The following is a 23,265-nucleotide window of genomic DNA, read 5'->3' as shown; positions in this document are numbered from 1 at the left end:
GAAAGAACCACCGCATCAAAACCGCCGGAACCAACGGGAACCCACGGGGATCACGGGGACGGGCGGAGCCCGAAGGAAACCAAAGGGTGGGCGGGTGGGAGAACCACCGCAATCGTTAGTCCGTGGAAGCTGCTGTCGGGTTAGTCAGGGGCTTGGGTGAGTTCGGTGTATTCGCGGGAGCCGTACCGTTTGAAGATTTGGAGGGCGGATTGCAGGGTGGCGTGGGCGGTGGTGGGGTCGCCTAGGCGGGTGTGGAGGTGGGAGACGTCGCGGAGGGTGCGGGCGCGGAAGAGGGGGAGGTCGAGTTCGTCCCAGAGGTGGATGGATTCGGAGAAGCAGGTGGCGGCGTGGTTGTAGCGGGCTTCGGCCAGGTGGAGTTCGCCGAGGGTGCGCAGGGTGAGGGCGGCGCCGAAGCGGTCGGCGGAGCGGCGGGAGACGGCCAGGGCGTTCTCCAGCTGGGTGAGGAGGCCGTCGTACTTGCCCTGGCGGAGGCGGGATTTGGCCCAGGCCTGGACGCCGAAGGCTTCGAAGAGTTCGTCGCCGACTTCGCGGAAGATGGCCAGGGATTGGGCGGCGAGGTCTTCGGCCAGGGCGAGTTCGCCCATCGCGCGGTGGACCAGGGACAGGCTGCGCAGGGTGAGCGCTTCGCCGCGGCGGCTGCCCGCGTTCCGGTAGGCGGTCAGGGATTCGGCGAGGTCCTCCTGGGCGAGGGCGTAGTCGCCGAGCTCCAGCCGTACCGAGCCGCGGAGCCGGGTGACCTGGCCGATCGCGGCCTCGTCGCCCATCGCGCGGGCGGTGGTCCTGGCCGCGTCGAGGTGTTCGATGGCTTCGGCGAATCTGGCCTGTTCGCGGCAGGACGCGCCGAGCGAGGCCAGCGCGGAGGTCTCGCCTTGGGCGTCGCCGACCTCGCGGAACATGGCCAGGGCCTGGATCAGGCATTCGCGGGCTTCGGCGAAACGATCCTGGGCGTACTTGAGCTCGCCGAGTTCGGCCAGCAGGCGGGCTTCGCCGTGTTTGTTCCCGGCCCGGCGGGCGGCGGCGAGGGCGGCGTCGTGGGTGCGGGTCCACGCCTGCAGGCGGTTGTGGACCACGAAGACCGACCCGCACAGGGCGGAGGCGAGTTCCCCGGCCAGCTCGTCCAGGTCCATCGCGGCGGCCACCTCGACGCCGACGACCAGGCTGTCCTGCTCGGCCTCGAACCAGGCACGCGGGTCGGCCAGCACGGATTCGGTGAGCGCCGGCTCGACTTCGATGGCGTGGGGGTACGCCTCCCGGAGGTGGATCGAACCGGACGGCGCGGCCAGCGTGATCTGCTGGATCAGCCACAGCCACCGGCCGAGTACACCTTCCACGGCCGCCACCCGATCCTGCGGCTCATCCTCGGATTCGGCGCGTTCGCGGGCGAAGATCCGTACCAGATCGTGGATGCGGTAGCGCAGGTCGCCGAGGCCGTCGGTGCCGGTGTGTTCGACGAGCTGGGCGTCCACCAGGCCTTCGATGAGGTCTTCCGCCTCATCTCGCGGAAGGCCGAGGAGCGCTCCCACCGTGGCCGCGCAGAAGCCCGGCAGCCCGAGCAAGCCGAGCAGGCGCAAACCGCGCCGGGCCGGATCCGGCAGGGCGCGGTAGCTGAGCTCGATTCCAGCCCGGACCTCCTGGTCGCCGACGGCCAGCTCGTCCAAGCGGCGCAGTTCGCTGGTGAGGCGGTCGGCCATCAGGTCCAGCGACCAAGCCCGGCGGGAGGTGAGTTTGGCCCCCGCGATCCTGATCGCCAGCGGCAGATGCCCGCAGAGCGCGACAATCCGCCGCGCGGCTTCCTCCTGCTTTCCGACCCTGTCCTGGCCGACGATCCTGGTGAGCAGCTCCACACCCTCATCCGGGCTGAGTACGGCAAGCTCGGTGAACGCCGCCCCCGCCAGCCCGGCCAGCCGGTTGCGCGAAGTGATCAGCACGGCCGGACCGGGAGTGCCCGGCAGCAGCGGCCGGACCTGCCGCTCGTCCGCCGCGTCGTCCAGGACGATCAGGACCCGCCGCCCGGCCAGCAGCGAGCGGTAACGCGCGGCCCGCTCCTCCTGTCCGGCCGGCAGGTTGACAGGGTCGGCTCCGAGCTCACGCAACAGCCGCCCGAGCACCTCCTCCGGCGCGGCCGGAGCATCCGTCATCCCGCGCAATTCCACATGGATCTGCCCATCGGGAAACTCCCGCGCCAGCCGATGCCCGACATGCCCGGCAAGCGCGGACTTCCCGCTCCCGCCCTGCCCGGAAACCACCGCCACCGGAACCGACAAACTCCCCACCCGCGGCACCAGCAACTCGGCCAGCATCTCCACCTCATGCCGCCGCCCCGTAAAGTCCGGCGGCTCAGGCGGCAACTGCGCCAGCACAGGCCCACCCCGCTGGACTCCCTCTGCTCCCTGCCCCCGTTCCTCCCCCGACCCCGAATACCGACCATCCGAACCCCCAAACCGAGCCTCCCGCCCGGCGAAGGAACCGTCCTGCCCCCCAAACTGCGCCTCCTGCGCCCGATGCGCAGAATCAACCCCCTCCTGCCCCCCGCCCCACCGATCTCGACCCCAATGACGATCCTCCGCGCTCCCAGCCCAGGCGTCCTGACCCCCATGCCGGGATTCCGACCCACCGAACCCAGGATCCTGACCCCCACGCCTAGGCCCTGCCCCACCGAACCGAGGGTCTTGCTGGGATTCCGTCCCACCCGACCGAGGGTCTTGAGCTCCATGCCTGAGGTCCCGAGCCCCATGCGGGGAATCCGACCCGCCGAACCCAGGATCCTGTCCCCCACGCCTAGGGCCTGCCCCACCCAATCGAGGGTCTTGAGCTCCATGCCGGGAGTCCGGTCCGCCGGGCCCGGGGGCCTGGAATCCATGGCGTGGGTCGGGCAGTCTGAGGTGGGGGTCCTGCAGTCGGAGGCGTTGGTCGGGGCTGGTCCAGCCGAGGGTGGTGTCGTCGGCGCGGAGGACGGCCTCGTGGATGGCGCGGAGTTCTGGGCCGGGTTCGATGCCGAGTTCTTCGACGAGGAGGTCGCGGCCGCGTTGGAAGATTGTCAGGGCTTCGGCCTGCATGCCGAGGCGGTAGAGGGCGATCATCAGCTGGCCGCGCAGCCGTTCGCGGGTGGGGTGTTCGCCGACCAGCGAGCGGAGTTCGGCCACGATCTCGGATTCGGCGTTCCTGGCCAGATCGGTGGTGATTCGCTCCTCGATGGCTGAAAGGCGCATCTCTTCCAGGCGGGTGGCCTCGGCTCGCAACGCTTCCCCAAGGCCCCCAAGAGCCTCTCCGCGCCACAATCCGAGCGCTGCTACGAACGAGCCGCTGGCGCCCTCCAGATCCCCCGCAGTCGCCCGGCGCCGACCTTCCGCGACGAGTGCCTCAAACTGCTCGGAATCCAGCTCTCCAGGCCGCGTACGGACGACGTAACCCGGCGCCCGCGTCTCGATCACCTCGCCTCGCCCGGCGGCGAGCAACTCCTTGCGCAACGCTGAAACGTACGTCTGGATGAGCGAGGGGGCGCTGCCTGGAGGCGACAGCGGCCACAGGATGTCGATGAGCCGGTCCACCGAGACGACTCGCCCGGATTCCAGCAGGAGAGCGGCCAGTAGCGTGCGCGGTTTCGGGCCCCCCAGCTGCAGGCTGCGCGCCCCGTCCCACACCTCGACGGGCCCCAGTACTCGAAACTCCACCGTCTCTCCCAGCCATCAGCAGTGGGGACGCGCGGACACGAACAAGAGCGGTATGGATCCAATCGCACCACGTCATTAGACGCAAGGAAATCCTGAAAGATCGCCAATGTGACCGCATACGGTGACGAACACGAAACCCTCCCCCGTGACGACGGCGAAACCCCGTGCCGTGGCGAAGGCGCAACCCCGAACCGTGACTGACGTGAAGCCCCGAACCGTGACTGACGTGAAACCGCCAACCGTGACGGGTGTTAAACCGCATGCGGTGACGAACGTTAAGATGCGGCACCATGCGGTTGATCGCCAGAAATGTCAGAGTTGCCGATGTTGCCCGAGTTGCTGGGTTCATGAGGGTTGCAAGGATCACGAGGGTCGCAAGGATTATGAGCAGCGCTCGGGGCAGGTGGACCAGCCGCGTCCGAAATGCGAAGATTGCACGATTTTCCCGGGTTGCGATTGCCGCGATCTGCACCTTATGTGTTGCGAGTCTGCTCATGCCGCCGGCGACCGCCCAGGCGGCCAAGCCGTACTGCGAGCGATACAAGTGCATCGCGCTGACGTTTGACGACGGCCCTTGGCCGTACACCCCCGAGCTGCTGGACACCCTCAAGAAGTATCAAGCCAAGGCGACATTTTTTGTGCTCGGCCGGAAGGTCGCCAACCGGCCCGAGATGATGCAGCGCATGGTCAAGGAAGGGCACGAGGTCGGGAACCACACGTGGGATCACCCCAGCCTGACCACGCTCTCGGACGAGGAGATCGTCGCTGAGATCACCAGCACCCAGGAAGTGATCCACGAGACCATCGGCCTGTGGCCGACCATGATGCGCCCGCCGTCCGGAGCCACCAACGCCCGAGTCGGCGCGCGGATGGCCGAACTCGGCCTGCCGCAGATCATGTGGACCGGCTCCACCCTCGACTGGCAGGCCAGAAACCAGAAGATCATCACCGCCCGCACCCTCAAACTGGCCAAGCGCAACGGTGTGATCCTTCTACACGACATCGTCCCCGAGACCGTCAAGGCGATGCCTGCCGTCCTGAAGACCCTCAAGAAGCGCGGCTACAAGTTCGTCACCATCTCAACCCTGCTCGGCAACCGCAAGCTTGCCCCTGGCGAGGTATGGCCCAAGAAGAATTGACATCCTCCCCGGCGTGAACGCCAGGGACTCCCCCACGTCGCCGTGGAGTTCTTACTGCTTCTGCTACGCCGCGTGAGCGTCGTAGGTTGCGGGCGGTGCCAGGGTCGGAATTGCCTCGCCTGGTCTTACCCGCCCTCCACAGTCGTTTCGAGTGTCCGCCAGCCCGGCGGCCACCATCTCCTCATCCTGCCCTCCCCCGGCAGAGGCCACCTCCGCCTGCGCGCGCAGGCGAATGCCCTCGGCCAGAATGTTCAACGCGGCCGCAAGGTCGCGGTCGTGGTGCTCCCCACAGGAGGGACAAGCCCACTCCCGCACCTGCAGAGGTACTTGCCCGATCCGATGACCGCAGCACGGGCACAACTGGGAGGAGGGAAACCAGCGGCCGACCGTGATGACTGTCCGCCCATAGCGGGCCGCCTTCCCACCCAGCAAAGTACGGAACGCACCCCAGGCCGCATCGCTGACTGATTTCGCCAACCGGCCACGGACCAACCCACGCACCGCCAGATCCTCGATCACAACCGTTTGGTTCTCACGGATGATCGCCGTACTGGTCTGGTGCAGGAAATCCCGGCGCGCATCATTCACCTTGGCGTGCTGGCGGGCCAGAGCGATCCGCGCCTTCTCCCGGTTCTTGCTCCCCTTTTCCTTCCGGGACAGTGCCCGCTGCAGCCGGGCCAGCCGCCTGGCCCGGCGGCGCAGCCACCGCGGATTGGCGATCTTCGTGCCATCCGACAGCACCGCATAATGAGTCAAACCCAGATCAATCCCGACCTCGGCCTCCGCCTCGGCCAGCACCTGCCCGGCATCCTCGACCTCGATCACAAACGAGGCGAAACAGCGGCCCGCCGCATCCTGAATGACCGTCACCGACGACGGGGCCGCGGGCAACTCCCGCGACCAGCGCACCTCAACCTTCCCGATCTTGGCCAAATACAGCGTCCCGTCACCGGGCAGGCGGAAAGCACTTCGGGTGAATCGGGCGGATTGGCGCCGGTCCCGGCGCGACTTGAACACCGGCAACCCCATCCGCGGGCCCCGGCGTTTCCGACTGACCGAGTCGAAGAAATTCTGGTACGCCACGTCCAGGTCACGAAGCGACTGCTGGAGCGGGACCGAGGACACCTCACCAGTGAGACTTGAGGGAGCAGCAGCACCCGGTGGTTCGGGTGGGATAGCTGTGACAGGAGGTGTTCCCTCGAGGTTGACCCAAACTCACCCTGACCCCGTGCCTTCGGGTGTCCTTTGGCTGATCTGTCGCCTCGCCCGGAGTGTCTCCGATGGTGCGTGCCGGGTTCGGCTGGAACGTGGCCTGATAGGAGCCTGTGCCAAGACTGTGTCTCATCACTGGTCTGCCCGTCCGGCCGTCCGGCACGCACCACCTCCCTCATCTTCCCCCCAGGCGCCGAAGGTTGTACATGGCCAAGCAGTCGAACAAGCGGCGGGTGGTCGGCGGGATCGACACCCACAAGGACACCCACCATGCCGCGGTGACCTTGATGAACGGGCGGCGGCTGGCCGACGCGGAGTTCCCCGCCACCGGCCAGGGCTACGCGGATCTGCTCCAATGGATGCGGGGCTTCGGCCGACCGCGGGCAGCGCCGCGCCAAGGGCAAGTCCGACCCGCTGGACGCCTACGCCGCCGCCGATGCCGTCCTGGCCGGCCGGGCCACCGCGATCCCCAAGGCCGGCGATGGGATAGTCGAGTCGATCCGGGCCCTGCACTCGGCGAGGGCGGGGGCGGTCAAGGCCCGCACCGCCGCCATCAACGAGCTGCAGTCCATGCTCATCACCGCGCCCGTCGTGCTGCGCGAGGACCTCGCCGGGCTCAAAGGCGCCAAACTCGCAGACACCTGCGCCGCCCTGGAGGTGAGCGGGGACCTGGCCGACCTGGCCGACCCCGCCCACGGCGTCCGGGCCGCGCTCGTGCACCTCGCACGCCGCCGGCGGACCCTCACCACCGAGATCGACACCCTCGACGGCCAGCTCCAGCCCATCCTCGCGCGGGTCCGGCCCGACCTGCTCGCCGTTCGCGGCGTCGGCGTGGAGACCGCCGCGCAGCTCCTAGCCGTCTGCGGCGACAACCCCGACCGGCTGACCAGCGAAGCGGCCTTCGCGTCCCTGTGCGGCGTCTCGCCCGTCCCGGCCTCCAGCGGCCGCACCACTCGCCACCGCCTGGGCCGCGGCGGCGACCGGCAAGCCAACCGCGCCCTGTACACCATCACACTCGTCCGTATGAGCCACGACCCGAACACCCGCGCCTACGTCGAACGACGCACCAAGGAAGGCCTCTCCAAACGAGAGATCATCCGCTGCCTCAAGCGATACATCGCACGCCAGCTCTACCGGATACTGACCCACCCGAAAACCCAGCCCACCACACGAAAAGATCTTGCTCCAACCGCTTGACGGGACATAGGAGCATCAGCCACTCCCGCTCCGGCGTCCGCTTCGCGACAGTGATACAAATCTTCTGCAGATCCCCGCCACCGATCCACGGCAGCCCGGCCTTACGCGCGGCCTTGCGCATCGCCAACGCGTCATTCCACACCACCCGGACACACCCGAACAACCGCGCCAGTGCCTGACGCTGGGAGGCATCGGGGTAAAGCCGATAGTTGTAGCGCAGCCTCACCCGAGCCTCCTTCCGCATATCAATCACACACCGTAATGACTCGAACACATTAGCGCATGCTCGATGAGTAGGGCAGCCGAATACCGAGGCGGCGGGCACGACGTCTCCGCGCTCCCACGGTCATCTCGTCTTAGTGACCACATATCGGCGAAACGCCGCGGAATGTCTTCGATGACGCGATGACGCCCCACTGCGAAGAAACTATTTCGCCGCTTCTCGCGGCGATGCCCAACCTCGATCATCAGACGGTACATCGATTAACAGCGCCGTCCCACCTGACCGGTCCTGGGTCCGCGCTACGCGCTCCGGGCTGCCCCTCCTGAGGGCGGGCCATCTTACCGGGGACCGCATTCATCCCCGCCCTTAAGGACAGGGGCCCTCTTCGGCTTCTCGGTGACCGGAAGATCGTTCGGATGATGGGATCTTCGCTGCCGAGCAGCTAAAGCCCTCGCCAGCTCGCTGTCGTCAAGCTTGTGAGCGGTCATTTCCCGCGAGGAAGCGACCCGGACAAAACGAGAGAATACGGCCTCGTATCAGGTGTCGGCCCGTAGTGAGCGAGCCAGGGCTGCCTTCAATCGTGGCTGCAGCGGCACCTCGATCAGCCGATAGACCAGCCATGCCACCCCCAGCACAACTCCCAACACCAGCGGTAACGTCACCCGATTCCCTAGAACCGGATGCAACCACTGGATCAACAGAAACCCGACATGGTGGTGGAACAGGTACAGCGGATACGTCAGTGCTCCCAGCACCGTGAACCACTTCCAGTCCAGCCCCTCCAGCTTTCCAAGGGCCACAAGGATCATCACCAGGAAGATCAGTGAGATCACCCCGACCACCAGCGCCGACCCCAGCGCCTCCCCGAACCTGACCACCGCTGGCGGACGCTCTCCCAGCGCCTGAATCAGCCCAATGGTCCACGCCACTCCCACGAACAGCCACGGCAGCAACGACCCGCCGAACCGGTAGATCAGGAACAGCGCCATCCCCGCGATGAAGTACGGCGCGCTGAACTGCACCAGCACCACCTTGAGCACGCTGATATCCAGCCGCTCCCCTACCAGCAGCAGGAACACCCACCCGGCCATGAACCCCAGGCAACGCCGATAGGTGATCCCCACCGCCGCGAAACACCCGATCATCACGTAGAAGACAAGCTCCTGCCAGAGCGTCCAGTACACGATCTCAAGATCACGAATCTTCATCCCATGCTGAAGCATGGTCAGATTAGCCAGCAGCTCCGGCAACGTCGGCCGATGATCAGTGACCCACCCCGCCAGCGCGAGCGCCCCCAGCACGATCACACTCGCCCAGTACGCCGGATATAACCGCGCAATCCGCGAAGCCGCGAACTCCCCCGTGGTCCGCCCCCACGCACTCATGAGGATCACAAACCCACTGATCATGAAGAACAACCGCACGCCGTACGCCCCGAAGACGCTGACCGCGCTCAACCCCGGAAACGCGTTGGGAGTCCCCCACGCCCGCGTCTCCACGAAGTGAAACAGAACCACCCCAAGCGCCGCGACAAACCGCAGCAGGTCAAGCACACGCAGCCGCTGGCGAACCGGAGGTTCAACGGCCAGGGTTTCCGCGATAGCCGCCGAAGACGGAGGCGCCGAGATCAGCACATGGGCGAATATATCCTGAGAAAACCCTGGGAAATCACATTCTGTCCCATTCGGGCACGGACATCACATCCGCAACAACAACACCGCAGGTCACACCGGTAGAGCAGCGCCGGACGCCCCATCCCACCTCACACCCGCAACATCGGCGGACGCAACAACACCGCAGGTCCGCGCCGGTAGAGCAGCGTCAGACGCTCATCCCACCTCACACCCGCAACATCGGCGGATGCAACAACACCGCAGGTCCGCGCCGGTAGAGCATCGCCGGACGCCCCCCATCCCGCGTCGTCGTCCGCCCGGTCGGGATCAGGAACCCCTCGGTCTTCGTCACCTTCCGATGGAAGTTACGAGGATCAAGCTGCCGCCCCCACACGATCTCATACACCCGCCGCAGTTCCGCCACCGTGAACTCTTCGGGGCAGAACGCCGCCCCCAGCGAGGTGTACTCCAGCTTGGCCCGAGCCCGCTCGATCCCATCCAGCACGATCCGCCGGTGATCGAACGCCATCGCCGTCAACGACGACACCGCCTGCCAGCTCATATGCGCCTCAGTCGAGGCCGGCAAATCCGGAGCCAACCCCAGATACGCCACACTCACCACACGCTGCCGGGGATCCCGATCCGGATACCCATACGTCTTGAGCTGCTCCAGATGCACCGGAGCCCCGGGCAACCCGGCCCGCTCGGCCAGGACCCGGGCGGCCGCCGCGGGCAGGTCCTCCTCCAGTTGGATGAACCCACCCGACAACGCCCACAAGTCGTTGTAGGGCGCGCGATCCCGTCGCCACACCAGCGCGCTGAGCTGCTGAAACCGCACGGTGAGCACAACGAGATCCACGCTGACGGGAATACGCGGGACCATGTCAGGCACGTTACACGCTGAATGGATCACTCGTGGCGGTAGTAAACAGGCTCGGCCGCCTTGCGTCCGTCGGCGGAGGTGACCTCGACGCGAACCCACGTGTCCTTGGGCACGGACTCCCAGTCCACGGGGATCCAGACCCGCCCGACGGTGCTGGGCAGATCCGCCATCGGGCTGCCGTCGAACCACCCGACGGTGGCCGCGTCGACCACGCGCGGAGTCTCCAAACCGGGCCAGCTCAACGTGACCTTGGCGTCCTGCATGTGGTAGCCCCGAATTTCCAGCCCATCCTGGATCTGTCGCTCTTCCCGCACCGCCTGGATCGCCACCGGCCGATCCCAGTCCCGCGCGATCTCCTCAGAAAGCGACGGCGACCCACAGGTATAGAAATCCGTCCACATATACGAAATGATCTTCGACACGTACGGCCCCACGAGCGTCACCGCCGTGTCCATCCGAGGCTTGTCCGTACGCCCCCGGGACCCCTGCGTCCCGCACCGCTCCGTGGCCGACGGCTCGAAGGACTCGACGTTGGCCCACAACTGGACCTCGACGCCCTCTTCCAGAAGCTCCTTACGAGCCTCCGACATCTCCCGGTAGTACTCGCGCGTGCCACCGTAGTAAGCGGTGTTGTACGTGCTCTCCCCCACCACCGGCTTCAACCGCTCATCGACCGGCTGGTTCTTCCAGTTGGGCCAGAATAATCCGCCCTTGCCCGTCCCCCGGCCGTCCTGCGGCGCGATGATCCCCACCCCGGTCCTGGCCAGCGCCTTGAACCCGCTCTTCACCTGCTTCGGCGTCGAGGTGTACCCCACCCGCCGCCGCGCGTCCAGATACGGACTCACCAGGATCGGCTTCCCCGGCAATTCCTGCTCCACGATCCGATGCTGCTCCGCGTACACCTGGAGCGTCGGCACGTTCTCCGGCTCAGCCCAATCCCGGATTTGTAACTCAAACGGCTGATAAACCCCCCCGAGCGACTCCCGCCCGGCGTGCCGGTCGCCATAATCCTGGAGAATGCGCCGAGTCAAAGTCGTGAGCGTACCGACATGCCGGGGATTCGCCCTCGTCGTCCCGGTCGGATCGCGCGGAGCCAGCGGCAGTGCGGGAAAAACCTTGATCCCGAACCGATCCCCCAGATCGAGCAGTTCGGTCAAGCTGTCGGTCGCCCCCGCGGACACCAGAATCAGATGGTAAGCCTTGCCCTTGGACGTGAAATCGCAGGTCGCGTCGTCAGACCCGTCCTCGGACGCGAGCAGGCGGTAGAAGACCTTGTCCCCGATCACGATCTTGCGTTCCATCGCCGGGCACCGGAACACCCCGTCCCCATACTGCTCATCCGTGCGATAGGTGAAGTTCCAGCTGATGCGATTTCCCGGATTGGCCGCCTTCAAATCGTTCTCGGCCGCCTTCACGCAGGGCACCCCGTTCTCCACGCAGAACGCATACCGCTTGTCCGCCAGCGGATCCTTACCCTCAGCGGTGACCTGGTCGAGAATCCACCCCTCGGGGCTGACCTGCCGCGGCGAGAGCCCGAACCCGATCCGGACCACGGTGTCGCCGCCCAGATGGTGGATGGCCTCCAGCTGCCGCCGCCAGTTGCACCGATCCGTCGTGGGCAGGACCCAGTAGCCCGTAATCGAGTACGGCGTCGTCACATTCGTGTCGAACGTTCCACACGGATCGGTGAATTCGTTCTCCTTCACCGACTCGCTCGGCTTCGGCGAGGAGGGCGCGCTATTGCCCACGTTCGCGGCGCGAGGTTCCGGCTCGTTGAGCGCGACCACGACGGACGCGACACCGCCGAGAATCGCGACGCCCAGAATCAGAGCCAGCCAACGCAAACCGTCACCCCTGACATATTCGGCATTTAGGACACTAACGCCTGACGCCTGCCCATGTTTCGAGCTGGGCGACGAACCGGCGGGCCGAGTTCGGCCAGTGATGGTTGGCCCGGGCGGCGGCGTATCCGCGCGCGCCGGCTCCCCGTCGTTCCTCAGTATTGTCCCGCAGCGACAGCACCGCCTTGGCGACCGCCTGCGGATCCTGCCAGGGCACGACCATGCCGCTCTGGTAACGCTCCACGAGCTCGACGGCCCGGGGCGAGGGTGTCGTTATCACGGGTATGCCGTGTGCCATGTACTCCACGATCTTCGTGGGCATGGAGTGCCGGTAGTTCGGCTCGTCATGCAGCAGCGAAAGCCCGGCCAGCGCCCCGTCCAGCCGCTTTAACGCCTCGTCGTTCGGCATGAAGTCCCGCCATTCCAGCAGGCCCTCCTCGACGGCGCCGGCCAGCACCGGACGGGTCTGCGGATCGGCGTATCCGATCAGCTCGACCGCCACCCGATGCGGCCGCAGCAGCCGCGCGACCTCGACGGCCTCCCGGACGCCGCGCGCCTCCGACAGCCAGCCCAGGTAGACCACCCGGTCGTCGCCGGGCGCGCTGACGTTGTCCGGCACCCAGGTCTCGTTCGGCACCACCAGGTGCGCCTCCCGGAACCGGCCCGCGTAGGCGGTCTCGGCCAGCAGCAGGTGCAGGTGGCGCTCCGCCGTACCTTCGAGGAGGCGGGCCAGGAAGCGGGTCGGGGGGCGCAGGAACGCGGGCAGCCACGGTTTCAGCGACAGGGTCGCCGGGGTGTCCTCGTGCACGTCCCAGACGACCGGCGGCCGGTTGCGCACCCCGGCCACCGCGAACAGCAGCTCCGGGTCGTGCACCAGGGCCAGGTCGACCTTGCCGCGCATGCTCTTGAACAGCCGCCTGGCCGCCCGCACCGCGGTCACCCGCCGCCGCTCGGCGGCTCGCGGCAGGTCCACGCCGGTCACCCAGGACCGGGGAACGACTCCGCGCGCCGTGTACGGCGCCGCGTACGTGACCTCATGACCGGCGTCGACGAGGGCCCGGATCTGCCGGTGCAGGATCCGGGCGTCCTCGGGGTGATGCACCACCGTCATGACGAGCACGTGCACGCGCCAGGCCTCCCTACAGCCGCTCGACGCGTTCGCTCGTGGCGAGCACGCCACGAGTGTCGAGCACCAGGACACCCTGCCGCTCGATCAGTTCCAGGTCGAACGCGGAGTGCTGCTGCAGCAGCACGGTCACGTCCGCCTCCGCGATAGCGGTGGCGAGATCGTCCTTCCGCGCCACCGGAGTGCCCTCCACCGACCATTCGCGCACGTGCGGGTCGCAGAACGAGAGATCCGCGCCGAGTTCGAGCAGCGCCTCCGCGACCGGGATCGCGGGCGTCTCCCGCTCATCGGCGATATCCGGCTTGTACGTCACGCCGAGCAGCAGCACCTTCGACCCGTTAACCGGCTTACGATGCCGGTTCAGCAGCCGCTGCACCCGCGCCACCACATACGACGGCATGCGCTCGTTGATCTCCTGCGCCAGCTCCACGAACCGGAACGGGTACCCGAGCTTGCGCACCGTATACGACAGATACGACGGATCCACCGGAATGCAGTGCCCGCCGACGCCCGGCCCCGGCAGGAACTTCTGGAACCCGAACGGCTTGGTGGCCGCCGCCTCGATGGACTCCCAGAGGTCCACCCCGAGTTCGTCGCAGAAGATCGCCATCTCGTTCACGAGCGCGATGTTGACGTGCCGGTAGGTGTTCTCCAGCAGCTTGGCCATCTCGGCCTCGCGGGTGCCGCTGACCGGCACGACCCGCTCGATGAACTGCGAGTAGAAGGCCTCGGCCCGCTCCCGGCAGGCGGGCGTGAATCCGCCGACCACCTTGGGGGTGTTCCGCAGCCCGAATTTGGTGTTGCCCGGGTCGATCCGCTCCGGCGAGAACGCCAAGTGGAAGTCGGTCCCGGCGACCAGACCCGACTTCTCGAGGATCGGCCGCGCCACCTCGTCGGTCGTGCCCGGCCAGGTGGTCGATTCGAGCACCACCAGCGTGCCGGCCCGCAGGTGGGCGGCGACGGCGGCGGTGGCTCCTTCGACGGCGGAGAGGTCCGGACGGTGGTCCTCATCCAGCGGCGTCGGCACGCAGATCACGATCGTGGACGACTCGGACAGCACCGAAGGATCCAGCGTCGGCGTGAAGCCGTTGCCGATCATGCCGTCGAGGTCGGCGTCCGTCAGGTCATCGATATACGACCTGCCCGCGTTGAGCGCGTCCACCTTGCGGGGGTCCACGTCGAGCCCGGCCACGGTCAAGCCGGCCGCGGTGGCCTCCTTGGCCAGCGGCATGCCTACGTAGCCCAATCCGATGATCGTGAGATCGAAGCGGGTCACGATGAGACCTGGGAACGGGAACAACACTTCATGGTCGCAAAGGCTATCTCAACTCGGCACCAAGGATGCCTGATGCACCAGATCCGGCTTCTTCGGTGGAACTCACGTGCTGACGATCGATTCGTAAATGTCACGATAGGTCTTCGCGAGGCTGCTCCATGTCCGTTTTGCGGCAACTTCTGCGCGACCGGCTTCGCCCATTCGCCGCCGCCGCTCCGGGTCGTCCCGCAGCTCGGCGAGGGCCTTGGCCAGCTCTTCCGGGCTCTCCGGCTTCACCAGCAGGCCCGCGCCGTCGGAGCCCACCAATTCGGACAGCGCGGGAAGGTCGCTGAGCACGACCGGTTTGCCCAGCGCCATCGCTTCGACCGGCTTCAGCGGGGTGACCAGCCGGGTGACGCGAAGGTCGTCGCGCGGGCAGACGAAGATGTCGATGGCCGCCTGAGCCTGGAGTGCTTCCTCAGGCCCGACTCGCCCGGGCAGCAGGGATATGTCGCCGATACCGAGCTTGTCCACCTGCTGGAGCAGCGCGGGCCGCTCAGCGCCGTCGCCGACGATCAGGACCCGGACCGGCGAGCCCTGGGCCTTCAGCAGCGCGGCAGCGCTCAGCAGGGTGGCGAAACCCTCGTACCCGACGATGCTGGACACCGAGCCGACCACGATCTCGTCGTCGCGGATGCCGTACTCGTGGCGCAGGGCCTGGCCGTCGTAGGAGGCGGTGAGCAGGCTGTCGTCCACCGCGTTCGGGGCCAGGTAGATCCGCTCGCGGGGCACGCCGCGTTCGAGGATCTCGGTGACCATGGTCTCGGCCAGCGTGACCACGGCGTCGGCGGAGCGCATGATGTGCGCCTCGCGCTCCTTCTGGAGCAGGTGCCGCTCGCTGCCGATGCGCCTGGGGTCCCTGGAGGTCCAGGTCTCTTCGAGGAAGCCGCGCACTTCGTAGACGAACGGGGTGTTCGTGCGCTCGCGCACGGCGAGCGCGACCGAACCGTTGCGGTGGTCGGTGGCCGCGTGCAGCACCTGCGGGCGCAGCTGCCGGACCAGCTCGGTCACGTCCGCGGCGCCGCGGATCATGCGGCCCCGGCTCTCGTTCGGCACCTCGCCGCTGGGCAGCAGCCGCCGGTAGGGGATCCCGTCGATCTCGTCGTACGGCGTCGCGTCGGTGTGGCCCTGCAACATGGGCCAGCCCCAGCTGGTCACCACATGCGGATCGAGCCCCGCCGCCTGCTGCGCGGTGACGATCCGGTGAGTTCGCACCGTGTACCCCGCCTGCGTGTACGGCAAGGCGTTGGTCACGATATGCAGCACCCGCCCCGGCACCCGATCGCCCATGATCACCTTGGCCTTGGGCGGAATGGGATCGCTGCCGATCGCGGCCAGCTCGCCCTCGTAGTAGGCGATCCTGCGGCGGATGAACGGCCACCGGGTGTGCGGCTGCAGCACCTCGATGGCCTTGGTGATCCGCCCGCCCTCCCAGTGGACCTTGGCCGCTTCGAGCGGTCCGTCGGCCATCCGGCGAACGATCTTCCGGATCGTGACCCGGGCATACCGGGCGACCGGCCAGGCGATCCGGCCCACCAGGGGCCGCATCCGGGCCGGCATGGCGTCCGCGGCGGCCTGCGCGACCCGCATGGGATCCGACTTGACCTTGCCCACCACGATTCGCGACACGATCACGGGATTCTTCACGAATCCCCGCAGAAGTCCACCGACACCGGCCTTCGCCTTCTTGGCGGACACCTTCGTTGGCTTGTTGGCCTCGCTTACCACGGCGTGACCGTACCATAGGCAACGTTTGCCCCAGTCCCAGAAGAAAGGCAAGGTCATTGAGGGATTCACGGCTGAATGACACCCTCGTCCTGCATGTTCTGGGCGCTCGGCCCAACTTCGTCAAGGCGGCACCGGTCATATCCGGTCTGGCCGAGCTGGGGGTACGGCAGGGCCTCATCCACACCGGCCAGCACTACGACGCGCTGATGTCGGATGTGTTCTTCGTCGACCTGAACCTGCCCGAGCCGCTCGCCAACCTGGCCGTCGGCTCCGGGACGCACGCGCAGCAGACCGCGACCCTGCTGACCGGTCTCGAAGAGGTCATGCTCCGCGAGCAGCCCGGACTCGTGGTCGTCTACGGCGACGTGAACTCCACGCTGGCCGCGATCCTGGTCTGCGCCAAGCTCGGCATCCCGACCGCGCACGTGGAGGCCGGGCTGCGCTCCTTCGACCGGAGCATGCCGGAGGAGGTCAACCGGATCGTCACCGACGCGCTGGCCGACATCCTGTTCTGCACCTCGCCGGACGCTCTGTCGCACCTGGCGCATGAGGGCATCTCCCCGTCGAAGGTGCATCTCGTCGGCAATCCGATGATCGACAGCCTCTTCTCGGCGCTGCCGAAGCTGGACCCCGCGCCCGTGCAGGAACGGCTCGGGCTCTCCGGCCGCTATGCGGTGGGAACGTTGCACCGGCCCGCGAACGTGGACGATCCCGCCTCCGCCAAGGAGCTCGTGGACGCGGTGCTCGGGGTGGCCGAGCAGGTGCCGGTGGTCGTGCCGCTGCACCCGCGCGGGCGGCAGCGGCTGGCGGAGGCCGGCCTGGTGGACGGGCCCGCCCTGAAGATCGTCGAGCCGCTCGGGTACGTGGACTTCCTCTCGCTGGTCCGCGGCGCGGCGCTGGTGCTGACGGACTCCGGCGGGGTTCAGGAGGAGACGACCATGCTGGGCGTGCCCTGCCTGACCATCCGGCCCAACACCGAGCGGCCGATCACGGTGACGCACGGCACGAACCGCCTGGTGACTCCGGCGCAGCTGCCGGCCGCCGCCGCTCAGGCCCTGGTCGACGGGGCTTCGACGCCGAGCGAGGAGTTGCCGGTGTTGTGGGATGGGAAGTCGGGACTGCGGATCGCGCGGGTGGTCGCGGCCTGGTTGCGGGGAGAGAACCTCTCGCCGGCGGCGCGGGGAACAGTCGGCTAAGCCGTACAAAACTCACAAATGACCACGGCTTCCGCCGTACCATAGCTGATCACGACGAGCAAGGGCAGACGCATGGCTGAGAGCGACGAGACCTTCGACGAGCCGCGGTTCCAGCGGCTCGGGCCGGTGAACTGGCTGCCCGAGGAACGTAAGGTCGTCGAGCGCTACGAGCAGCGGATCCGGGAGCTGGAGAAGAAGCTCGCCACCCAGGAGGCGCGGGCGGAATATGCGATCTGGAAGCTCAAGGCCACCCAGACGCAGCGGCCGTTCCGGGTCGCTCAGGCGCTGACGGGTGCGGCGAAGCCGGCCAAGTTCGTACGGCTGCCGCGGGATCTGTCGAAGGCGATGAAGGGCCGGAAGAGCCCGAAGGCGCCTATTTCCGTGGTCGAGGCGGCGGCGCAGGCGGAGCTGAAGGGGCCCGAGGTCAAGATCCCGACGTTGCAGTGGCCGGAAGGGGTGATGACGCGCCCGGATCTCAAGGTGGCGGTCATCCTGGACGACTTCTCGCGGATGGCCTTCCAGTACGAGTGGGATCAGATCGAGTTCGGGCTCGCGGACTGGCCGGAGATCTTCGCGGAGAAGCGGCCTGATCTGCTGTTCTGCGAGTCGGCGTGGCATGGGAACCAGGGGCGCTGGCGCTACCAGATGACGGGGACGAACGCCCCGAAGCAGGAACTCCGCGACCTGCTGGCGTGGTGTCGTTCGGAAGGGATTCCGTCGGTCTTCTGGAACAAGGAGGACCCGCCGAACTTCGACTTCTTCATCGACACGGCGAAGTTGTTCGACCACGTGTACACGTGCGACGGCGACATGATCCCGAAATATCGGGAAATTTTGGGACATGATCGGGTGGATGTGTTGCAGTTCGCGGCGCAGCCGCGGATTCACAATCCGATCCAGACCAAGCAGGGCCGGATGCACGACATCGTGTTCGGCGGCATGTATTTCCGGGACAAGCACCCGGAACGCCGCGAGCAGATGGAGACCATTCTGGCCCCGGCGCGGGAGCTCGGGCTGCACATCTTCGCTCGTAACGGGACGGTCGCCGACAAGTACGCCTGGCCGGAGGAGTATCGGCCGCACATCGTGGGCGAGCTTCCCTATGAGCAGATGCTCGCCGCGTACAAGATGTACAAGGTCTTCCTGAACGTGAACTCGGTGATCGACTCACCGACCATGTGCGCGCGCCGCGTCTTCGAACTGTCCGCTTCGGGGACGACCGTGCTCTCCGGCTGGTCGCGGGCGATCGAGGAGACTTTCGGGGATCTCATCCCGGTCGCGCACTCGCAGGAGGAGGCGTACAACCGGGCCCTCTACCTGATCAACAGCCCCGAGCTGCGCGCCCGCCAGGGCCACCTCGCCATGCGCGAAGTCTTCGACAAGCACCTCTTCTCCCACCGCGTCGACCAGATCCTGGGCGCCGTCGGCCGCCCGGTGGTCGCCCGCTCACACTCGATCTCCGTCGTCCTCCCCACCAACCGGGCCGGCCAGCTCGAACACGCGATCAGCCAGGTCGCCCGCCAGCGCCACCGCGACCTGGAGCTCGTCCTGGTCCTGCACGGCCTCTCCGAAGACCCCAGCGTCATCCGCGACAAGGCCCTCGCCGCCGGAGTCCCCGCGGTGAAGGTCCTGACCGCGCCCCCCAGCTTCACCCTCGGCGAGGTCCTCAACCACGGCATCGCCCACGCTGACGGCGAGCTCATCGCCAAAATGGACGACGACAACCTCTACGGCGAGCACTACCTCTCCGACCTGGTCCGCTCCTTCGACTACTCCGAAGCCGAGATGGTGGGCAAGGGCGCGCACTACACCTACTTCCCCGACCGCAACGAGACGGTCTACCGCCTCCCCGGCCTGGAACACCGCTACGCCCACCTGGTCCAGGGCGCCACCATCCTCGCCAAGGCCGACCTGCTCCGCTCGATCCCCTTCGAACCGGTCAACGCGGGCGAGGACACCCGCCTGGTCCGCCGCCTCAAAGAGGACGGCATCCGCATCTACTCCGCGGACCGCTTCAACTTCGTCTACATGCGCGGCTCAGACGCCTCCGCCCACACCTGGCAGGCCGCCGACTACAAACTCACCCGCAATGCCCAGTTCAGCTTCGTCGGCCACCCCGAACAACACGTCATGATCTGATCCCAACAGCCCAGCAATAGGAACCTATCTCCGCCATCGCCATACGCGGCGAATCACGCCGAAGACCAGCGCCGCCCCCAACGCGACCAATGCTCCCGAAACAAAATTGTCACTGACGACATCACGGGCGCGTACCCCCTCATGATGAGAAAGTTTCAGAGGGGGGTCACTATCCGGCGGAAGGATCGCATCCCTTCGGTCTATCTTCACAAACTCGCTATCAATGATCCGATTGAATTGCCTCTCGCGACGCGTTCCGGAACTTGTGGTTCGAAGGCTGCGTGCATCACGCCAGAACTCATACCCGATCGCACCTTCGAGAACGGTCCGTGCCACGGCCCTCAGATGTGGTTCGGTAATCGACCGCAGCTCCCACATCAGCAGCCAATGATTGACGATCATATTCACGTACATATGGGCTCGCTGGCTCTCCTCATCATCGGATGAGAAAAATGCTCCCCAGCACGCTCGATACAGAGGATCATCCATCGCCATCTTCATCAGGTCAGCATGAAGCGCGCGCAAGGCCTGCTCTCGTGCGGCCTTTGCCTCCCGTGACTGAACAATAAGCGAGAACGCTACTCCGACCAGTGCGAACACAGCCACCAACGCCGATGCGGCTCCATACGTCTGCCCGATATCGCTGAGCAGCGTCCAGTCGCCACGCCTGGCCCCCAGGGCGGCGAGAAAGAACGGCGACGACACGACCAGACCTGAAACGGAAACGATAGAGAGAAGCAGCAGTGACGTCACAACAAAACGACGCCCGCTACCGCCCGAGAACAGGCGGAAGGGGCGTCGATTTATCACCTTATTACGCTATGGGCGCACGGGATTGCTGCAATGGGGGAGGGAGCACCGCACGTTCAGTGTTCAGATACGAGATCAGCTCCTGCCCCTCGTCAAACAGTCTCTCAACTTCGTGCCTGCAAGAGTCGATCAAGGCGGGGTCGACGATCTTCCTCGCACCGGACAGTGTCCCGGCCCTCGTGTAGAGAACTTCATACATGACATCCGAATCGAGAATGACCAGTTCGGGCAACCGATACGAGACCCCGAGGCCAGGAAGAGCGTCCGACTCAAGAACGCGGATATCTTCTCCAGCCAGCGCCCTCAACCGAATGTAGTACAACTCCCACTGCACGTACGCAGTGTAGGGCCTCTCCACAATGCGAACTCGCCGCATCGTGAACCCGCGCGCTTCGCTGACCGGCTCCTGAATCTCGTCACGCCGCTCGTCGATGAGCCGCACCGCCTCAGCCCAGTCGCCCACACTGAGAGCTCGCCAACTTGGATCTCCCGGCTCTCTGAACGTCTGACCTGCCTCCAGCTTCCAGAAAGTATCTTTCAGCTCTCGGAAGTAGGGCCAGAAGTCCTCGATGTAGCCTTCAGGACTCAAAGTCTGCGACTTTACCTCAGTGATATGTCTAAGCATCGGGAATATCCTGCTTGGCAGCTATGATCATGTTACGCGGAATGACGACAAGACGCTCATCATCGCGCACGCTCACTCCGTGGGGCAGCCGGGTCAGATATGATTGGGTCAGATCTCTACCGATTACTGCGATATCCCCATTCGATAGCTCCCAGATGTCCGGGCAAGACGGGCTTCCAGTCGTGTCCCCCAACTCTAACGCCGACTTCCCCAGCCGTCTCCGAAGCTCCGCATGAGGGTCCGCTTCCCATGGGCGAGACATACCGCGCCCCTCCTCCTTGGCTTCGTGCGGACCCCGAGTATCACTCGGGAACCCATGCGAGTCAATACTCGGTACGAGTATCTATGGTGACCACTACAACATGAGGTACCCGCAGATTGTGTCGCCAGCGCAAAGTCAATCGCTGACACAGGCGCCGACAACGTCTACGAAATCCTATATCTCCGGTTACTCCGAAACCGAAATGGTCGGTAAAGGCACCCCACCGCACACATTTCCCCGACAAGAACGTGATGGTGCACCGCCCTCCCGGTCTGGAACGCAGCTACACCGCACCCGGTCCAGGGGTTCGCAGGAATCGTAGCCTCCAAGATCCCCGGGGCGGTCCAGTACAGCCGTCTAATCCACCGGGTCGGATCCATCTATGGCCTCGATCTTGGCCATGGGTAAGAACCTTGCTTCGTGATCAAAGGTGGTGGTGGCCCCTTGCTCCGCGCCATCCGGAGCTCAGCCGAGCTGCGTCGTGTACGGCTGCCGGGATCAGAGGGTTATCGGCCTGGTCTCTCTGGGGCCCCGATGGCGAGTGATCATCGCCCGTCACGTCTCCGCAGACGGCCATGTGTCAGCCAGGGCGATGAAGTGCCCTTTCCCGGCACCCCGCCATCGTGTGCACCAGCCCACGATGGAGAGAAGCCCACCGGTGTTACGCGACCCTGAACCTTGCCCGGTTACGGCGGTCGGCTCGCCTGCCATCGGCATCCTCGGTCGAGGAGACGGCCTGTAGAACCGGAGGGCGAGCATTGGCAGGTTCGGCCGCTTCGTTGCGGTGTCCCGGAGATTGTTCTGGCTTGGGGTAGCGGGAGTGGGGGCGTGGTTGGCGGGTGTCGGTATGAGGGTCATTGAGGTCCCCTTGTAGAGCCAGGCGCGGTAGGCAGCGGCCCGGACGCCCTTGCGTTCGGTGTCGTACGCCCAGCCTCTGGAAACGAGCCGCCGCAGGACTATCCAGGCGCTGCCTCGGGAAATGCCGTGTTCGGTCATCAGTTGGCGGGTGGTCAGCCGCTGGTGCGCGATGATCTCGCCGGTGTGGATCTTCTCGGCCATGGCCTGGGCGATCATCGTGATCTGATCGTGGACGGGCGGGCGTGGCGGTACCGAAGTGGTGTCGGGGGCGCCGATGACATAGCCCAGGCCGGGGACCAAGCGGATGAGCCCTCGCTCCCGAAGCGCACGCTGGATATAGGTGGCGGCTGAGCTGGGAATGCCGTGCTCCGCCATCAGCTGCTGGACGCTGGCCATGCGCGTCCCCTCGCCGAGCTTGCCGCCCGCAATCCGCTCGGCCATCCGATTGATGATCTCCTGGCAGCGCATCCTCACCACGGCCCCGCGAGGACCGCCGCCGCGCACGGCCGGTTGGGGTTCGGGCTCAGCCGTCCCGGGCGTGAAACCGGGAATGACCTCGGGCGGGACCTCGAAGTACAGGCCCGGCACGATCTCGTACGACGGTCCCTGCGACATCTCGCGGACGGCTTGTGACCAGGGCGGCGGCCATGGAGGGGGATCGTCGTCGGGGATGTTGTCCGGCGAGCCCAGGCGGAGCCAGACCACCCGTTTGCCATCCCGGTCGCGGTATCCCCAATTCTCGGCGATCTGGTCGACCAAGCGCAGACCCCGCCCGCACAGGCGCTCCACATCGGAGGGAAGCCGTAGGTGCGGGACGCTGGTGGCCGATCCGTCATCGGTCACGTTGACGAAGATGTCTCCCTGAAAGCTCGCGACCGCGACGCTGACCTCCCCATTCGGACTGCGGCCCGACTCCGTGTGCCGTAGCGCGTTGGTGACCAACTCGGTGACGACCAATTCCAGGTCATCCAGCCGGTCATCGGCCACACCGTTGAACAGAGCGCGAACGAACTTCCGCGCGCTCGACGCCGCGCGCGGTCGCCCGGGAAGATCGATGACACCCAGCAAGGCGATGGGTGATCCCTGGACGGCTTGAGTCGATGTCATGGGTTAGGACCTCGCTTCCTGTCTTAGGGCTCGTCGAGCCAGGAGAACGTCGGATGGCCCGCCCGTTATGTACGCGACGAAGGCGCGCCCGCAATTTGGTGCGTCGGGGTGAGTGATCTTCTGCCACCCCTCGTCATCGGCCTCGCAGGCAACGCCCCCAACGGGCTCGACCTTCTGGATGCCATCTAGGGGTTGCTGGGCTCGGGGACCGTGAACAGGGTTTTGGGGGCGGTCGGTTCGGAGGAATGTCGGATCGCTATTCCTCTGAGCAGGCGTGCGGCGCAGACCGACTCGGGGGT

17 protein-coding genes are annotated in these 23,265 nt (G+C 66.3%); 4 read left to right on the top strand and 13 right to left on the bottom strand.

Translation table 11 applies throughout. The annotated features are described in order from the left end of the window. Positions 1–140: 140 nt before the first annotated feature. Positions 141–3,692 (bottom strand): BTAD domain-containing putative transcriptional regulator, encoded by a 3,552-nt coding sequence (locus tag ABGB08_RS22150; protein WP_347593177.1) that lies wholly within the window; start codon positions 3,690–3,692, stop codon positions 141–143. 494 nt (positions 3,693–4,186) lie between these two features. On the opposite strand from ABGB08_RS22150, the gene ABGB08_RS22145 reads away from it, so the two are divergent. Beyond that, positions 4,187–4,831: a polysaccharide deacetylase family protein gene (locus ABGB08_RS22145; RefSeq protein ID WP_347593175.1), complete on the top strand. Its 645-nt coding sequence runs from the start codon at positions 4,187–4,189 to the stop codon at positions 4,829–4,831. A 63-nt stretch (positions 4,832–4,894) separates the two neighbouring features. Here the strand turns inward: ABGB08_RS22145 and ABGB08_RS22140 are convergent, their stop codons facing one another. Continuing rightward, positions 4,895–5,956 carry an RNA-guided endonuclease TnpB family protein gene (locus tag ABGB08_RS22140; protein ID WP_347593173.1) on the bottom strand — a complete coding sequence of 354 codons (1,062 nt, stop codon included), beginning with the start codon at positions 5,954–5,956 and terminating at the stop codon, positions 4,895–4,897. Between the two features lie 432 nt (positions 5,957–6,388). Here ABGB08_RS22140 and ABGB08_RS22135 point away from each other — a divergent pair, with 432 nt between their 5' ends. Continuing rightward, entirely contained in the window at positions 6,389–7,240 is an 852-nt protein-coding gene (locus ABGB08_RS22135; RefSeq protein WP_347593190.1) for an IS110 family transposase, read from the top strand. On the opposite strand, the gene ABGB08_RS22130 is transcribed toward ABGB08_RS22135, so the two are convergent. The 7 genes from ABGB08_RS22130 to ABGB08_RS22100 all read right to left on the bottom strand — a co-directional run bounded on the left by ABGB08_RS22130 (position 7,149) and on the right by ABGB08_RS22100 (position 15,969). Further along, a complete protein-coding gene (locus tag ABGB08_RS22130) occupies positions 7,149–7,484 on the bottom strand; it encodes a helix-turn-helix domain-containing protein (RefSeq protein WP_347593171.1) in 336 nt (111 codons plus the stop codon). The genes ABGB08_RS22135 and ABGB08_RS22130 overlap by 92 nt on opposite strands. Positions 7,485–7,999: 515 nt before the next feature. Next, positions 8,000–8,962: an acyltransferase gene (locus ABGB08_RS22125; protein WP_347593188.1), complete on the bottom strand. Its 963-nt coding sequence runs from the start codon at positions 8,960–8,962 to the stop codon at positions 8,000–8,002. Between the two features lie 340 nt (positions 8,963–9,302). Continuing rightward, positions 9,303–9,959 (bottom strand): NUDIX domain-containing protein, encoded by a 657-nt coding sequence (locus ABGB08_RS22120; protein WP_155348067.1) that lies wholly within the window; start codon positions 9,957–9,959, stop codon positions 9,303–9,305. Positions 9,960–9,985: 26 nt separating this feature from the next. After that, a complete protein-coding gene (locus ABGB08_RS22115; protein ID WP_347593169.1) occupies positions 9,986–11,803 on the bottom strand; it encodes a DUF4434 domain-containing protein in 1,818 nt (605 codons plus the stop codon). A 34-nt stretch (positions 11,804–11,837) separates the two neighbouring features. Beyond that, positions 11,838–12,926: a glycosyltransferase gene (locus ABGB08_RS22110; protein WP_174900310.1), complete on the bottom strand. Its 1,089-nt coding sequence runs from the start codon at positions 12,924–12,926 to the stop codon at positions 11,838–11,840. A gap of 13 nt (positions 12,927–12,939) precedes the next feature. Next, positions 12,940–14,202, bottom strand: coding sequence for a nucleotide sugar dehydrogenase (locus tag ABGB08_RS22105; protein WP_347593167.1), 1,263 nt, complete (start codon positions 14,200–14,202; stop codon positions 12,940–12,942). Positions 14,203–14,304: 102 nt separating this feature from the next. Further along, positions 14,305–15,969: a glycosyltransferase family 4 protein gene (locus ABGB08_RS22100; protein WP_347593165.1), complete on the bottom strand. Its 1,665-nt coding sequence runs from the start codon at positions 15,967–15,969 to the stop codon at positions 14,305–14,307. Between the two features lie 56 nt (positions 15,970–16,025). On the opposite strand from ABGB08_RS22100, the gene wecB reads away from it, so the two are divergent. Both wecB and ABGB08_RS22090 read left to right on the top strand, forming a co-directional pair. Next, positions 16,026–17,165, top strand: a complete 1,140-nt coding sequence (gene wecB, locus ABGB08_RS22095) for a UDP-N-acetylglucosamine 2-epimerase (non-hydrolyzing) (protein WP_347593163.1) — start codon at positions 16,026–16,028, stop codon at positions 17,163–17,165. Between the two features lie 72 nt (positions 17,166–17,237). After that, a complete protein-coding gene (locus tag ABGB08_RS22090; RefSeq protein WP_347593161.1) occupies positions 17,238–19,304 on the top strand; it encodes a glycosyltransferase in 2,067 nt (688 codons plus the stop codon). A 24-nt stretch (positions 19,305–19,328) separates the two neighbouring features. Here the strand turns inward: ABGB08_RS22090 and ABGB08_RS22085 are convergent, their stop codons facing one another. From ABGB08_RS22085 to ABGB08_RS22070, 4 genes are all read right to left on the bottom strand, one after another. Next, positions 19,329–20,114: a DUF6082 family protein gene (locus ABGB08_RS22085; RefSeq protein WP_347593159.1), complete on the bottom strand. Its 786-nt coding sequence runs from the start codon at positions 20,112–20,114 to the stop codon at positions 19,329–19,331. 4 nt (positions 20,115–20,118) lie between these two features. Beyond that, positions 20,119–20,739: a DUF6879 family protein gene (locus ABGB08_RS22080; protein WP_347593157.1), complete on the bottom strand. Its 621-nt coding sequence runs from the start codon at positions 20,737–20,739 to the stop codon at positions 20,119–20,121. After that, positions 20,732–21,001: a hypothetical protein gene (locus ABGB08_RS22075; RefSeq protein ID WP_347593155.1), complete on the bottom strand. Its 270-nt coding sequence runs from the start codon at positions 20,999–21,001 to the stop codon at positions 20,732–20,734. Before ABGB08_RS22075 ends, ABGB08_RS22080 begins: the two co-directional genes overlap by 8 nt. A gap of 555 nt (positions 21,002–21,556) precedes the next feature. Next, on the bottom strand, positions 21,557–22,966 hold the full coding sequence (locus ABGB08_RS22070) for an ATP-binding protein (protein ID WP_347593153.1): 1,410 nt from the start codon (positions 22,964–22,966) through the stop codon (positions 21,557–21,559). Positions 22,967–23,265: the final 299 nt, after the last annotated feature.

The organism is Acrocarpospora sp. B8E8, from assembly GCF_039871605.1.
In the GTDB taxonomy this organism is placed as follows: domain Bacteria; phylum Actinomycetota; class Actinomycetes; order Streptosporangiales; family Streptosporangiaceae; genus Acrocarpospora; species Acrocarpospora macrocephala.
Note: the sequence above shows the minus strand (reverse complement) of the source record. Positions and strands in the feature narration are given on the sequence as shown.

What these genes read in the sequence shown, in the direction of transcription:
- ABGB08_RS22145 (WP_347593175.1), top strand. Translation starts at nt 4,187, where the DNA reads ATGCCGCCGGCGACCGCCCAGGCGGCCAAGCCGTACTGCGAGCGATAC.
- ABGB08_RS22130 (WP_347593171.1), bottom strand. Translation starts at nt 7,484, where the DNA reads ATGCGGAAGGAGGCTCGGGTGAGGCTGCGCTACAACTATCGGCTTTAC.
- ABGB08_RS22120 (WP_155348067.1), bottom strand. Translation starts at nt 9,959, where the DNA reads ATGGTCCCGCGTATTCCCGTCAGCGTGGATCTCGTTGTGCTCACCGTG.
- ABGB08_RS22090 (WP_347593161.1), top strand. Translation starts at nt 17,238, where the DNA reads ATGGCTGAGAGCGACGAGACCTTCGACGAGCCGCGGTTCCAGCGGCTC.
- ABGB08_RS22080 (WP_347593157.1), bottom strand. Translation starts at nt 20,739, where the DNA reads ATGCTTAGACATATCACTGAGGTAAAGTCGCAGACTTTGAGTCCTGAA.
- ABGB08_RS22075 (WP_347593155.1), bottom strand. Translation starts at nt 21,001, where the DNA reads ATGTCTCGCCCATGGGAAGCGGACCCTCATGCGGAGCTTCGGAGACGG.
- ABGB08_RS22070 (WP_347593153.1), bottom strand. Translation starts at nt 22,966, where the DNA reads ATGACATCGACTCAAGCCGTCCAGGGATCACCCATCGCCTTGCTGGGT.